The organism is Lutimaribacter marinistellae, assembly GCF_042648365.1.
Classification (GTDB): Bacteria; Pseudomonadota; Alphaproteobacteria; order Rhodobacterales; family Rhodobacteraceae; genus Lutimaribacter_A; species Lutimaribacter_A marinistellae.
The window spans coordinates 352337-366218 of sequence record NZ_JBHRXI010000017.1 but is presented as its reverse complement, the minus strand read 5'-3'; the positions used below and the strand labels follow the sequence as shown (position 1 = coordinate 366218).

14 protein-coding genes are annotated in these 13882 nt (G+C 64.8%); 4 read left to right on the top strand and 10 right to left on the bottom strand.

The genetic code is table 11. From position 1 onward, the window contains the following. Window positions 1-116 precede the first annotated feature (116 nt). Window positions 117-1130, top strand: coding sequence for a hypothetical protein (locus ACFORG_RS18255; RefSeq protein ID WP_386736973.1), 1014 nt, complete (start codon window positions 117-119; stop codon window positions 1128-1130). 7 nt (window positions 1131-1137) lie between these two features. Here the strand turns inward: ACFORG_RS18255 and ACFORG_RS18250 are convergent, their stop codons facing one another. Then, on the bottom strand, window positions 1138-1809 hold the full coding sequence (locus ACFORG_RS18250) for an SPOR domain-containing protein (protein ID WP_386736972.1): 672 nt from the start codon (window positions 1807-1809) through the stop codon (window positions 1138-1140). A gap of 145 nt (window positions 1810-1954) precedes the next feature. Between ACFORG_RS18250 and ACFORG_RS18245 the strand changes: the two genes are divergently transcribed. Then, window positions 1955-2209, top strand: coding sequence for a hypothetical protein (locus ACFORG_RS18245; protein ID WP_386736971.1), 255 nt, complete (start codon window positions 1955-1957; stop codon window positions 2207-2209). A gap of 480 nt (window positions 2210-2689) precedes the next feature. Here ACFORG_RS18245 and upp read toward each other — a convergent pair whose 3' ends face one another. The 9 genes from upp to ACFORG_RS18200 all read right to left on the bottom strand — a co-directional run bounded on the left by upp (window position 2690) and on the right by ACFORG_RS18200 (window position 10713). Continuing rightward, window positions 2690-3322, bottom strand: a complete 633-nt coding sequence (gene upp, locus ACFORG_RS18240) for a uracil phosphoribosyltransferase (RefSeq protein WP_386736970.1) — start codon at window positions 3320-3322, stop codon at window positions 2690-2692. 64 nt (window positions 3323-3386) lie between these two features. After that, window positions 3387-4598 carry a phosphopentomutase gene (locus ACFORG_RS18235; protein ID WP_386736969.1) on the bottom strand — a complete coding sequence of 404 codons (1212 nt, stop codon included), beginning with the start codon at window positions 4596-4598 and terminating at the stop codon, window positions 3387-3389. Then, complete coding sequence (locus tag ACFORG_RS18230) at window positions 4595-5902, bottom strand: thymidine phosphorylase (RefSeq protein ID WP_386736967.1); 1308 nt, start codon at window positions 5900-5902, stop codon at window positions 4595-4597. Before ACFORG_RS18230 ends, ACFORG_RS18235 begins: the two co-directional genes overlap by 4 nt. A gap of 5 nt (window positions 5903-5907) precedes the next feature. After that, a complete protein-coding gene (locus ACFORG_RS18225; protein WP_386736966.1) occupies window positions 5908-6300 on the bottom strand; it encodes a cytidine deaminase in 393 nt (130 codons plus the stop codon). Window positions 6301-6487: 187 nt separating this feature from the next. Continuing rightward, the gene (locus tag ACFORG_RS18220; RefSeq protein WP_386736965.1) at window positions 6488-6727 is read right to left on the bottom strand and encodes a YdcH family protein; all 240 of its coding nucleotides are present in this window, start codon (window positions 6725-6727) and stop codon (window positions 6488-6490) included. Window positions 6728-6845: 118 nt separating this feature from the next. Beyond that, window positions 6846-8504 carry a choline dehydrogenase gene (gene betA, locus ACFORG_RS18215; RefSeq protein ID WP_386736963.1) on the bottom strand — a complete coding sequence of 553 codons (1659 nt, stop codon included), beginning with the start codon at window positions 8502-8504 and terminating at the stop codon, window positions 6846-6848. Between the two features lie 6 nt (window positions 8505-8510). Continuing rightward, entirely contained in the window at window positions 8511-9083 is a 573-nt protein-coding gene (gene betI / locus ACFORG_RS18210) for a choline-binding transcriptional repressor BetI (RefSeq protein WP_386736962.1), read from the bottom strand. 84 nt (window positions 9084-9167) lie between these two features. After that, complete coding sequence (locus ACFORG_RS18205) at window positions 9168-10076, bottom strand: DMT family transporter (RefSeq protein WP_386736961.1); 909 nt, start codon at window positions 10074-10076, stop codon at window positions 9168-9170. Window positions 10077-10116: 40 nt separating this feature from the next. Then, on the bottom strand, window positions 10117-10713 hold the full coding sequence (locus ACFORG_RS18200; protein ID WP_386736959.1) for a LysE/ArgO family amino acid transporter: 597 nt from the start codon (window positions 10711-10713) through the stop codon (window positions 10117-10119). Between the two features lie 90 nt (window positions 10714-10803). Between ACFORG_RS18200 and ACFORG_RS18195 the strand changes: the two genes are divergently transcribed. Both ACFORG_RS18195 and thrS read left to right on the top strand, forming a co-directional pair. Beyond that, on the top strand, window positions 10804-11685 hold the full coding sequence (locus ACFORG_RS18195; protein ID WP_386736958.1) for a LysR family transcriptional regulator ArgP: 882 nt from the start codon (window positions 10804-10806) through the stop codon (window positions 11683-11685). Between the two features lie 129 nt (window positions 11686-11814). After that, window positions 11815-13773, top strand: coding sequence for a threonine--tRNA ligase (gene thrS, locus ACFORG_RS18190; RefSeq protein ID WP_386736957.1), 1959 nt, complete (start codon window positions 11815-11817; stop codon window positions 13771-13773). Window positions 13774-13882 lie beyond the last annotated feature (109 nt).

Sequence of the window (13882 nt, the reverse complement as noted above, 5' to 3'; positions counted from 1 at the left end):
ACGGGCAGTTCCAGCTTGAAAAGACCTGTACTCAAGATGCCGTGTAACCGGTTTGCTCCCGTCATGCACCGCGTGCTAACCTTCCCGCAAAACAAGAATTCGAGCATCCCCGACGCATGACTGCGCTCAAGCAATACCAGCGGATCGAAGCGACCGGGCTGTGGCGTCCCGCGCCGGACGAACAGCGCCGCGAGGTCGTTATCTCGATCGGCGAGGCCACGCTGACGATTTCTGATTTCAACGACCGCGCGCTGACGCATTGGTCGCTGGCCGCCATCGAGCGGCAGAACCCCGGCGCCTTTCCCGCGCTCTACCATCCGGATGGCGACAACGGCGAGACGCTGGAGATCGACAAGAGCGAAACGATGATGATCGAGGCCATCGACCGTCTGCAGGACGCCGTCCGGCGGGCGCGGCCGCATCCCGGTCGGTTACGCTGGATCTCGGTCGCCGCGACCGTTTCGCTGGTTCTGGCGCTGCTGACCTTCTGGATGCCCGGGGCACTGCAACGGCACGCGGTCTCCGTGGTGCCGCCGATCAAGCGGCAAGAGATCGGTGAAACCGTCCTCGACCGGATCGAACGGGTATCTGGCCAGGCCTGCACCAGCGAGGAAACGACCGGGGCGCTTGCCCGCCTTGCCCAGCGAACCGGCGTCAGACGGATCGTGATCCTGCCCGATGGCGTTCCCGACAGCCTTCATCTGCCCGGCGGTATCGTTCTACTGAACCGCGAATTGATCGAGGATCACGAGGATCCTGCCGTTGCGGCGGGTCACGTGCTGGCAGAGCGTGCCCGCGCCGAGACGTTCGACCCGTTGGCGGAGCTTCTCTCCCATGCCGGAATCGGCGCGTCCTTTCGCCTGCTGACAACCGGCGCGCTGACACCCGAGATCCTCGACCGCTACGCGGAGCGGGTTCTGGCACAAGCCCGTCCCGACCTGTCGGACGAGGCCCTGCTGTCGGTTTTCGGGCAGGCGGCCATCCCCTCCTCGCCCTATGCCTATGCGCGCGACATAACTGGCGAGACCGTGCTGCCCCTGATCGAGGCCGACCCGATGGCTGGCCGCACGCTGGAACCGGTGCTGCCGGATCGCGACTGGGTCCTGCTCCAGACGATCTGCGGAAATTGAGCGCCGCTCAGCGTGTCAGGCTTGCACCGCCATAGCCTGCCGCGCGCAGCCGGTTCAACGTGCTGGCTGCCTGATCCCGATCGGAATAGGGCCCTGCAAGCACAACCCGCACATCGCCCGAGCGCCGCTTGATGGTACCCAGACGAACCGGAAGGCCCTGCCCTGCCAGGGCTTTTGCAGCCTTGCGTGCTTCGGCGTCGCTGCCAAAAGTCGCGACACGAACGTAAGACGGTTTGGCGCGGGCCTCGACCGTCGCCGGTGCCGCGCTGCCCGGCGCATTACGTGAGGACAAGCGATAGGTCTGCGCGCCACCCTCTGCGGTATTCACATAGGCCCGGTCAGGATGAGTGACCGTGATCGTACGGGGGTTGGTTGCGACCGGCCGCAATTCACGCGGAATCGTATCGGTCCAGATCTGGTTCGTCGCTGTATCGCCCTGCGCCGTGCGCAGCCCGCGATTCGGATTCAGGCGGTCATCCTCACGATCGACCTTGCGATAGCCTTGTGGCGGCGTGAAGGTGCTGAGCGCAATCGGCGGGCGCAGCGTATGCTCTGCGCGCTGCGGGTTGAGCCGGTCATCGGTCCAGGCCGGACGATACCCGTTGGGCACCGAGACATTGGTCGTGTTCTGACGGTTGTCATAGATATGCTTGGCGACGATCCGTGTCTCAAGCGACATGGGCACACCATCGCTCTGGGCCGGGCGGGTGCTGACCGGCACGGCCGCGGGGGTCGTTTCACGTGGTGTGAGTGCCGAGTTCCTGTCCCACCCCCGGCCGTAGGTGATCGGCGCTTCGGCCTGTGGGCCGCACCGGACACCGCTCTTGTTGATGTATCGCTGGCTGAAGGCCGATGCGTTCGAGCACCCGCCAGATGCCGCCGGTGTGGCGGCCGGCGCCGTTGCTGCGGCACTGGGTGCGGTGGCAGCGGTTGCGGGTACACGCTTTGTAATCGTGGTCTGCGGGGTAACCGTGCTCGCCGGCACCTTGCGGACGGTACGTACCGTGGGCGCTGGCGCAGGTGCCGTCCGCACAGCCGTTGCCGTCGTGGTCGGTCTGGCCGTCGTCGCGGCGGGCTGAGGCGCGGGGCGCGGAGCCGCCGTTCGGGTCGGCGCGGGTGCCGGCGCTGGCGCCGCCTGACGCGGGGCCGCCGAAGCGGTAGCCGTCGGCGGCGACTCGATCGTGATCTCGGTGGGTGTGGAGCTGCGCGGGGCCGCTGTCGTCGCGCCCGCAACCGCAGTAGGTTTATAGCCGCACACCTGGCGCCGGTCACGCGTCACACGCGGAACCCAGGTCGTGTTCCCGTCTATGCCCGCACGGATGTAGATGCATCCGCGGCTGTCCACATATTGCTTGCCCTTGAAAGAGGCCGGAGGAAACTCCGCGGGCGGCGAGGCGTTCCGGAGCGTCTGGGCGTCCAGCTGGCTGAGGCTCGCGGATGCGCCGATAACAATGGCGGCAATAACTCTGGTAAGTCGCATGACATCCCCCACAAGATGTGGAAGGAGGATGACACGGAACCCCGTGGCGAGTAAAGGATTGAGTTGCCTTGATTTCGTCCTATTTCGTTCCGAACATCCGGTCACCCGCATCGCCCAGCCCGGGCAGGATGTAGCCCTTGGAATTGAGCTCGCGATCGAGCGAAGCCGTGACGATCGGCACGTCGGGATGCGCCTCTTTCATGCGTGCCACCCCCTCGGGCGCAGCCAGCAGACAGAGGAAGCGAATGTCGGTCGCGCCTTGCTCTTTCAAAAGGTCGATCGCGGCCGCCGAACTGTTGCCGGTGGCCAGCATCGGGTCGACCGCAATCACGAGCCGGTCCTTCAGCCCCTCGGGCACCTTGAAGTAATACTGCACCGGCTTCAGCGTCTCCTCGTCACGATACAACCCGACAAAGCCGACACGGGCCGAGGGGATCAGTTCCAACACCCCGTCGAGCATCCCGTTGCCCGCCCGCAGAATCGAGATCAGCGCCAGTTTCTTGCCGGCGAGAATGGGCGCGTCCATCTCCTCCATCGGGGTCTCGATTTGACGGGTGGTCAGGTCCATCTCACGCGTGATCTCGTAGGCGAGCAGCATGGTGATCTCGTTCAGCAGCCTCCGGAATTCGGCGGTCGAGGCGCCCTTGTCCCGCATCAGGGTAAGCTTGTGCTGAACCAGCGGGTGGTCGACGACGGTCAGATGCTCGGACATGGGTGCTCTCCGCTGTTGATCTCGCGCGTGTTCTAAGGGCAGCGCGGGGTCGCTGGCAACCCGGTCAAAGGAAACTGCGCCCCGGACCCCGGGCCGGTATGCCAAGGTGATCGGCGATGCTGGCCGCCACGTCGGCAAAGGCCACCTGCCCGACCTCGCCCGCGCCCAACCCTGCGACGAGCACCGGGACTTGCTCACGCGTGTGATCTGTTCCGGTCCATGACGGATCGTTTCCATGGTCGGCAGTCAGGACCATCATGTCGCCTGGCTTCAGGCTTTGCACAATCGCACCTATCTCCCGGTCGAACCACTCCAGTGCGCGGGCATATCCGCAGATGTCGCGACGGTGGCCATAGAGGCTGTCGAATTCGACGAAATTCGCGAATGTCAGGCTTCCGCCCTCGGCCGTGTCCACCAGTTGCGCGAGATGCTTCATCAATTCGGCGTCGCTGCCTTTGACCACGTCGTCGATTCCGCTCATGGAAAAGATGTCGCCGATCTTGCCGACGGCATGCACGGTCCCACCAGCCTCCTGCACCCAGTTCGTCAAGACCGGCGCAGGCGGAGCAATCGCGAAATCGCGGCGGTTCGTGGTCCGGGTGAACCCGGTTTCGGGCGACCCGACAAAGGGTCGCGCGATCACGCGGCCCACCTTCATCGCGTGAAGCGTGGGCGCAAGGCTGCGGCACATGTCCAGAAGCCGCTCGAGCCCGAATGCCTCTTCATGTGCGGCGATCTGGAACACGCTGTCGGCGGAGGTATAGCAGATGGGCCAGCCGGTCCTCAGATGTTCGGCACCGAGCCTTGCAAGGATCTCGGTGCCCGAGGCATGGCAATTGCCGAGAATGCCCGCGGTGCCCGCCGCCTGCGCGGCGGCCTGCGTCACAATCTCGGGGAAGGCAGGTTCCGTATTCGGGAAATAATGCCAATCCCAGGGCACTGGCAGGCCTGCCAGTTCCCAGTGGCCCGAGGGCGTGTCCTTGCCGGGGGAGCTTTCGCGGGCGCTGCCCCACATGCCTGAAGGGGTCGCATCCAGCCCCGGCGTCGGATCGCCCGAGGCGAGGCGGACCGCGGCGCCCAGCCCCAGCGCATCCAGATTGGGCAGGCAAAGCGGCCCGCTGCGCCCATCCTCGGCCCTGCCTTCGGCACAGGCCTGCGCGATATGGGCAAGGGTGTTCGCGCCGGTGTCCGGCACGGTCCCGTTAAAGAAACGATCCGCATCAGGCGCTCCGCCGATCCCGACCGAATCCATCACCACCAGAAAGGCGCGGCTCATCCCCCGACCCTTTCATGCACCAGCTTGGGCGGTGTTACCCGCTGCGGCCCGATTGTGACCGCCTTGCGCAACGCCGCCTCGGCCCGCCGCGCTGCATCCTCGCGCGATGCGTGGATGCGGGCGAGCGGTGTGCCCTTGCTGACCTTGTCGCCCAGCGCCACCATGTTCGACATGCCCACCGCCGGGTCGATCGTGTCGCTTTCGACCTGCCGACCGCCGCCCAGCGCGACCACGGCAAGGCCAAGCGCCTCGCCGTCGATCGCGGTGACATAGCCCGCTTCGCGCGCGGTCACCTCCTGGATCACGTTGGCCTCGGGCAGGAACCGCTCCCACGTGTCGACGAAATGCACGGGGCCTCCGACAGCTGCCATCATGCGGCCGAACCGTTCGGCCGCTGCCCCGCTGCGGATCACATCGCGGATCTGCTCGGCGCCTGCTTCGGCCGATTTGGCGATCCCCGCCGTGTCCAGCAGGGCGCCGCCTAGCAGTGCCGTCAGCTGCGCCAGACGGTTATCTGCCCCGCCTGTCAGCACGCGCATCACCTCTGCCACCTCGAGCGCGTTGCCAAGGCTCGGGGCAAGCGGCTGGCTCATATCCGTGATCATCGCGGCGGTCCGACAACCGGCGGCATTGGCGGTGCGCGTCAACGCCTCGGCCAGCTCGCGCGCGGCATGCAGCGTCTTCATGAAGGCCCCGCTGCCAAGCTTTACGTCCAAGATCAGCGCATCGGGGCTTGCGGCCAGCTTCTTTGACAGGATCGAAGCGGTGATGAGGTCGAGGCTGTCCACCGTCGCGGTCACGTCCCGGATGGCATAGAGCCGCTTGTCCGCCGGGGCGACACGGGCCGATGCCCCGACGATGGCCGCGCCGGTTTCCCGCAGGATCTGGTGCAGCCTCTCCTCGCTGACCTGCGTCGTGACGCCCGGGATCGCTTCGAGCTTGTCGAGCGTCCCGCCGGTATGTCCCAGCCCGCGCCCCGAGATCATCGGCACGTAGGCCCCGCATTCGGCCAGCGCGGGCGCAAGGATCAGCGAAACGCAGTCTCCGACCCCGCCGGTGGAGTGCTTGTCGATCACTGGCCCATCGAGATTCCAGCTCAGCACATCGCCGCTGTCGCGCATTGCAAGCGTCAGCGCAGTGCGCCCCGCCTCGCCAAGGCTTCCCATGCAGACCGCCATGGCAAAGGCCCCTGCCTGCGCATCGCTGACCCCGCCATCTGCAAGGCCCTCGGCGAACCAAGCCAGTTGCTCGGCACTCGGGACCTGCCCGCGCCGCAGCGCTCCAATGATTGCACGTGCATCCATGACGGTCAGCTCCCCGCCATGTGGTCCGCGCCAAAGGCCCCGGGCAAGAGCGCGCCGATCGTCGTCTTGCGTTCGACCCCGTCGGCAGTGGCCAACGTCACCGGAGTGTCGGGCGCGCCGAACTCTGCCAGTTTCTGCCGGCACCCACCGCAGGGCGGCACCGGCTCGGGGCTTGACGCAACGACATAGACCTCGACCAGTCGGGTTTCACCGCCCGCAACCATCGCGGCAATGGCACCCGCCTCGGCACAGGTTCCCTCGGGATAGGCGACGTTCTCGACATTGCATCCGCCATAGACGGCACCCGATGCAGAACGCAGCGCGGCCCCCACCTTGAACCGCGAATAGGGCGCATAGGCATTTTCGCGAAGGGCAAGAGCGGTTTCTTTCAGCGTCATGGCGATTCCCGTGATGGTGGTGACAGGTCAGGTGGCCAGACTAGCCGCCACATCCGGGTAAGGTGAAGCCCAGTTTGCCGAGCGGACGCCACGGGAGGCCAGATGCGCATGCGTGAAAGGAAAAACCGCCCGGTCCATCGCGGGACCGGGCGGCTAGATTCTCGGATGAGGCCCGAGCCTCCTGCCGTCAGGCTTTCGACAGGATCGACCAGATCTCGTCCTTCAGCGCGGCGCGCTTCTTGCGCAGATCGACCTCGGCCAGCTCCTCCATCGGTTCGATATTGGTCTCGGCCCGGTGAACGCTGCGGTTGATCTCGTGATACTCGTCGAAAAGCCGCGCGAAATGCGAATCGTCCTGCTTCAGACGATGCATGAGCTCGACCTTGTCGGGAAATTCCGCGGCGAGTTCATGGGGGGTGTGAGACATCTGTTCGCTCCTTACTTTGCGTTGGACCACAGGCTAGGGAAAGCCCGCTGGCCAGACTTTGACCCGGATCAAATCAATTGGACATCGGGCGGGTTTTTTCAACCGATCCCCGGTTATTCTATCGCTGTGCCTGCTGCCAGTCGGGATGCACCCACGGACGCTCGTTCGCGCGCGGCAGCGGGTCGCGGCCCAACAGGTGATCCGAAACCTTTTCACCCACCATGATCGACGGCGCGTTCAGGTTCCCGTTGGTGATCTGCGGAAAGACCGAACTGTCCGCCACGCGCAGCCCGTCGACCCCGATCACACGCGCCTGTCCGTCGACCACGGCCCCCGCATCGTCTGACCGGCCCATCCGGCATGTACCACAGGGGTGATATGCACTTTCGGCATGATCCGCGATGAACGCATCCAGCGCGGCGTCGCTTTGTGCCTCTGTCCCCGGCTGGATCTCCTTGCCGACATAGGGCTTGAACGCGTCCTGCCCGAAAATCTCGCGCGTCAGGCGGATACAGGTGCGGAAATCCTCCCAGTCCTGTTCATGGCTCATGTAGTTGAACCGAATGACCGGAGCTTCCTTTACCCGGCCGGACCGCAGGCTGACCGACCCGCGCGAGGGGGAGCGCATCGGCCCGACATGCGCCTGGAAACCGTGCCCTTCGGCCGCGGCCTGCCCGTCATAGCGAACGGCGATGGGCAGAAAATGATACTGGATATCGGGATAGGGCACCCCGGCCTTCGACCGGATGAAGGCCGCGCTTTCGAACTGGTTCGACGCTCCAAGCCCGGTCTTGGTAAACAACCACTGCGCCCCGATCCGTGCCTTGCCGAACAGGTTCCAGTGCCGGTAGAGCGTGATCGGCTGACGCGATGCCATCTGGATATAAAGCTCCAGATGATCCTGCAGGTTCTGCCCCACGCCGGGGCGGTCTGCGACCACGTCAATCCCATGCTCGGCCAGATGCGCGCCCGGCCCGATCCCCGACAGCATCAAGAGCTTCGGCGAGTTGATCGATGAGGCCGCCAGAACCACCTCCCGGCGGGCACGGATGACCTGCCGCTTGCCGCCCTGTTCGACCTCGACCCCGCGCGCGCGGCCCTCTTCCAACACCACCCGGCAGGCCAGCCCGTTCACCAGCGCGCAATTTTCACGCTTGAGAGCAGGCCGCAGATAGGCATTGGCCGCCGACCAGCGCCGCCCGCGCCAGACGGTCTGCTCCATCGGGCCGAACCCTTCTTGCTGTTCGCCGTTGTAATCGCCGGTGACCTCGTAGCCCGCCTGCCTACCGGCCTCGACGAAGGCATGGAACAGCGGGTTGTCGCGTGGGCCGCGCGTGATATGCAGCGGGCCGTCGGTGCCGCGCCAGGCCGGGTCGCCCCCCTGCCCGCCATCATGCCAGGTTTCCATACGTTTGAAATAGGGCAGCACATCGGCATACGACCATCCATCGGCTCCCATCTCGGCCCATGTGTCATAGTCCATCGCGTGACCGCGCACATAGACCATCCCGTTGATCGAGGACGATCCGCCGATCACCTTGCCGCGCGGACAGGCAAGCCTGCGGTTGTTCAGATGCGGCTCGGGCTCGGACCGGTACCCCCAGTCATAGCGCTTCATGTTCATCGGGTAGGACAGCGCCGCGGGCATCTGGATGAAGGGCCCCGCATCGGTGCCGCCATGCTCGATCACCAGAACCGAGGCGCCCGCCTCGCTCAGCCGATAGGCCATGGCGCAGCCAGCCGAGCCTGCGCCGACAATCACGAAATCCGCTTCCATTATGATTCAGCGCCCCACCTTCAGCAGCCTGTCCAACACGCGCAGGCCCTGATCGACAGCGCGCTCCGGCGCATCCGGCGCTTCCAGTGCTGCCCGAATGTAAAGCCCGTCGATCAACGCGACGAGCGTTGCTGCATCCTCGACCGGGTCATCCACGTGCCCGCGCAGCGCATGAACGAGGTTCGACCGCAGCCGCGACTGGTAAATCTGCCAAAGTCGCAGCGCCTGCGGATTGGTCTGCGCCAGCACATAGAAGGTCATCCATGCCGCGATCACGTCGGGCGTAAAGCAGGATTGCGCGAAACACGCCCGGATAATCGCCGCAGCGCGGTCTTCGGGGGCGGCGCTACGCAACTCGGACCGGGCCTCGGCCCCGAAATCGGTCAGGATCCGGCGCATCGCGGCCAGGAATATCTGGTCCTTGCCGCCGAAATAGTGATGGGCCAGGGCGCTCGAAATGCCGGCGCGCCGGGCGATCTGGCTGACCGTGACATCCAGCGATTTCTGCACGCCCAACTCGGCAATCGTCGCTTTTACGATCGCATCCCGCCGAAGCGGCTCCATCCCAAGTTTCGGCATAGCTCAACCTTTCACGCTGCACACGCGAAAAGGCTAGGTGGTTTTTATTGACTCGTCAATCAACAACCCGAAGTCCCGGCACCCTCACAACTTAGTCAGCATCGCGGGCGGCGTAATCGCCCGCCTTTTCAGCACGGCTTCGCGCCACGCGATGAAACTCACCGCGCTGACGATCAGAGTGCCGCCCGCGACCACCCAGATATCGACCGGCTCGCCAAAGGCGAAGGCACCCAGAAGCGTGGCCCAGAGCAATTGCAGGAAGGTGACGGGCTGTGTCACCGCGACAGGGGCCGCACGCAAAGCGTGCGACATGAAATAATGTCCCGCCGTCGCGAAAAAGGCCACGCACAGCAGGATGAACAGCTCGTACCAGCTTGGCGGCGTCCAGACCGCGATGGCCGGCGGCAACAGGGCCAGCGTCACCCAAAGCGACAGTTGCGCCACCACCACCGCCGGGTCGATCTCGTCCACCGTGACCTTGGCCAGCAGGTACGAGCCACCCAGAACCAGCGTCGTGCCCAGCATGGCAAGATGCGCCGGTTCCAATTCCCGAAAGCCGGGCCTCAGGATGATGAAGGCCCCGATGACCGCCACGCCGATCGCCGCAACCCGTCGCAGCGCGAACTTCTCGCCCAGAAACAGCGCCGCCCCCAGCGTGACATAAACCGGCGTCAGGTAATTCATTGCCGTGACCTCGGCCAGCGGGATGCGCGCCATGGCGAAAAACCACAACACCACGCCCACCGAATGCAATGCACCGCGCACACCGAACAGCGTCCAGTGCCTGCGCGTCAGCTTGGTCGCGAGGATCATCCTCAACGCTGGAAGAAAGAAGATAAGGCCCAGAACATAACGCAGAAAGGCGGTCTGCACCGGATGCAGCTCGGTCCCCAGCAGCTTGACCAACGCGGTCAGCGCGACAAAGGAAAATCCCGCCGCCAGCATCCACAGCACGCCCGCAACCGGGCGCGAATTGGGAACAACACTCGCCATGAGACCCGTTGAACACCCATTCGGGCGCCGGGGCAACCCTTCACATGACAAGGAGTTTCACGGCAATCCCCAGCATCGTCAGGCCCACCAGCGTGTCCAGCACCCGCCACGCTGCCGGACGGGCAAAGAGCGGCGCCAGTAAACCGGCCCCGTAACCCAGCGAGAAGAAAAAGACGAAACTCGACACCATTGCGCCGATCGCAAACGGAAGGCGCTCGTACTGGGCCGAGATCGAACCGATCAGCACGACGGTGTCGAGATAGACATGCGGGTTAAGCCAGGTGAAAGCCAGAACCGTCAGCAACGCCGAGCGCAAACCCGTTCCTGCGCCGTTCCCGACATCCATGACCGCCCCGCCACGCCAGGCCGATGCAAGGCTGCGCAACCCATACCAGATCAAAAAGCCCGCGCCACCGATCCGCATCGCCGTTTCCAACCAGGGGAGCCGCTCGGCCAGGCTTCCGAACCCGGCCACCCCTGCCGCGATGAGAACCGCGTCGGACAGCGCACAGGTCAGGCAGATGACAAAGACATGCTCCCGCCGCAGCCCCTGCCGCAGGACAAAGGCGTTCTGCGCCCCGATGGCAAGGATAAGGCTGAAGCCGAGAAAGAACCCGGCGGCAAGTGAAACGGTCATCTGGCGAACTCCGGCGCGATACACGGTTTGACTAAGCGCCGGCAGACCATTTATCCAATTAAAGATACTCACGCAGATGAAGCCTGACTAATGCAGTTCGATCCCCATCACCTCTCGGCCCTCTCGGCCATTCTGCGGCTCGGCAGTTTCGAGGCTGCCGCGGCCGAGCTGTCGGTCACGCCCTCGGCCGTTTCGCAACGGATCAAGGCGTTCGAGGATCGCATTGGCGCCGCACTTGTGCATCGCGGGCCGCCCTGCACCGGAACGCCGACGGGCTTGCGGCTTGCCAAACATGCCGAGGATATCGGCCTGCTCGAGGCGCAGCTTCTGCGCGAACTCGGTCTCGCTGGTGCCCCCCGGCCAGCCCGCATCCGGCTGGCCGTGAATGCCGACAGCCTTGCCACCTGGTTCATCCCCGCCCTCGCAGCTGTTGACGATACGCTCTTTGACCTCGTCATCGACGATCAGGACCATTCGGCCGACTGGCTGCAACGGGGCGAGGTCAGCGCCGCCATCTGCGCCGGCGGCAAACCGGTTCCGGGCTGCGACATGCATCCGCTGGGAAACCTGCGCTACCTCGCAACCGCCAGCCCGGATTTCATGGCGCGTTGGTTTGCCGAGGGCGTCACACCGGCCTCGCTGGCGCGCGCGCCCTGTCTGACCTTCAATGCCAAGGACGCTCTGCAAAAGGCATGGATCACCCAGCAATTCGGCACGCGCATCGCGCCGCCCAGCCATTTCCTGCCCGCAAGCCATGCCTTCGTGGATGCCGCGCGCCTTGGGCTCGGCTGGGGGATGAACCCGCTCTCGCTGGTGCGCGACCCCATAGGAAACGGTCGGTTGGTGCCTCTCCTGCCCGACAGCGCGCTCGACGTGCCGCTGGTCTGGGCGGTGAGTCGCGTCATGGCCCCCGCCCTTGCGCCCCTGACCCATGCCATCCGCAACGCGGCGCAGAACGGGCTGAACGGCTAGTCCCCTGCTCCGTGCCAGGCGCCGGGCATTCTCCGTCCTTGACACCTGCCGCGCCGCCTGCCAAGTCAACGCCGAACCATACCCGCAACCGGGCGTTCCGTGGGCGCCAAACCGACGAGGAGACAGGCCATGAGCCTCGATCACAGCAAGATCTCTCTCACTTTCCCCGATGGCAATGCGAAATCCTATGACGCCGGCGTCACGCCCGCGCAGGTCGCATCCGACATCTCGACCTCGCTGGGCAAGAAGGCCATCAGCGCCACCGTCAACGGCCAGCATTGGGACCTGCAATGGCCCATCGACGCGGATGCCGCGATCGCCATCCACACGATGAAGGATGCCGCACAGGCCAACGAACTGATCCGCCACGACCTTGCCCACATCATGGCCCGCGCCGTGCAGGAGATCTGGCCCGCAACGCGCGTCACCATCGGCCCGGTGATCGAGAACGGCTGGTATTACGATTTCGACCGCGCCGAACCCTTCACGCCCGAAGATCTCGGCCTCATCGAGAAGAAGATGAAAGAGATCATCAACCGCCGCGATCCGGTCACGACCGAGATCTGGGAGCGTGACCGCGCGATTGCCTACTACACGGCGAACAACGAGCCCTACAAGGTCGAGCTGATCGAGGCGATCCCCGGCGACGAGCCACTGCGCATGTATTGGCACGGCCATTGGCAGGACCTGTGCCGTGGCCCGCACCTGCAGCATACCGGCCAGGTGCCCGGCGATGCGTTCAAGCTGATGTCCATCGCGGGCGCCTATTGGCGTGGTGACAGCTCGCGCCCGATGCTGCAGCGGATCTACGGCGTGGCCTTCCCGAACAAGGAACAGCTCAAGGCGCATCTCAACATGCTTGAAGAGGCCGCCAAGCGCGACCACCGCAAGCTGGGCCGCGAGATGGACCTGTTCCACATGCAGGAAGAGGCCCCCGGCCAGGTCTTCTGGCACCCCAACGGGTGGACCGTCTATACTCAGCTTCAGGACTACATGCGCCGCATGCAGCGCAAGGACGGCTACCGCGAGGTCAACACCCCGCAAGTCGTTGACCGCAAACTGTGGGAAGCATCCGGCCACTGGGACAAGTACCAGGAAAACATGTTCATCGTCGAAGTGGACGAGGACCATGCCCGCGAGAAGTCCATCAACGCCCTGAAGCCGATGAACTGCCCCTGCCACGTCCAGGTTTTCAACCAGGGGCTCAAATCCTATCGCGACCTGCCGCTGCGCATTGCCGAATTCGGAGCCTGCAACCGGTACGAGCCCTCGGGCGCGCTGCACGGCATCATGCGGGTGCGCGGCTTCACGCAGGATGACGGCCACATCTTCTGCTCCGAGGATCAGATCGAATCCGAGACCGAGAAGTTCATCGCCTTTCTCTCAAAGGTCTATGCAGATCTCGGGTTCCACGACTGGACGATCAAGCTCTCGACCCGCCCCGAAAAGCGGATCGGCTCGGACGAGACGTGGGACATGCTGGAACAGGCGCTTGGCGACGCGTGCAAGGCCGCCGGCTATGATTTCGAGATTCTCGAGGGCGAAGGCGCGTTCTACGGTCCAAAGCTCGAATTCACGCTGACCGACGCGATCGGTCGGACCTGGCAATGCGGTACGCTGCAGGTCGACAGCAACCTGCCGGAACGTCTTGGCGCATCCTACATCGGCAAGGACGGCAACAAGCACATACCGATCATGCTGCACCGCGCGACTCTGGGTTCGTTCGAGCGCTTCATCGGCATCCTGATCGAGGAACACGCAGGCAAGCTGCCCTACTGGCTGGCCCCGCGCCAGGTGGTCGTGGCCTCCATCACCTCCGAGGCGGACGACTACGTGCAAGAGGTCGTCAACCGGCTGGTCGAGGCCGGCGTGCGCGCCGAGGCCGACACCCGCAACGAAAAGATCAACTACAAGGTCCGCGAACATTCCGTCGGCAAGGTGCCCGTGATTCTCGCCGTCGGTCACCGCGAAGTCGAAGAGCGCACCGTTTCGGTCCGACGCCTTGGCGAAAAACAGACGCGCGTCGAATCCCTCGATTCCGTGATCGAGACGCTCGCGCGCGACGCGACACCGCCCGACCTTCTGTAACATTCGCAGCCCGATCTCCGGAAAACGGCCCCCGCGCGGGGCCGTTTTTGTAACATCCGGCCAAATCCAAGGGAAAAACCGCCGCCCGCACGGGTATTTCCGATGACGG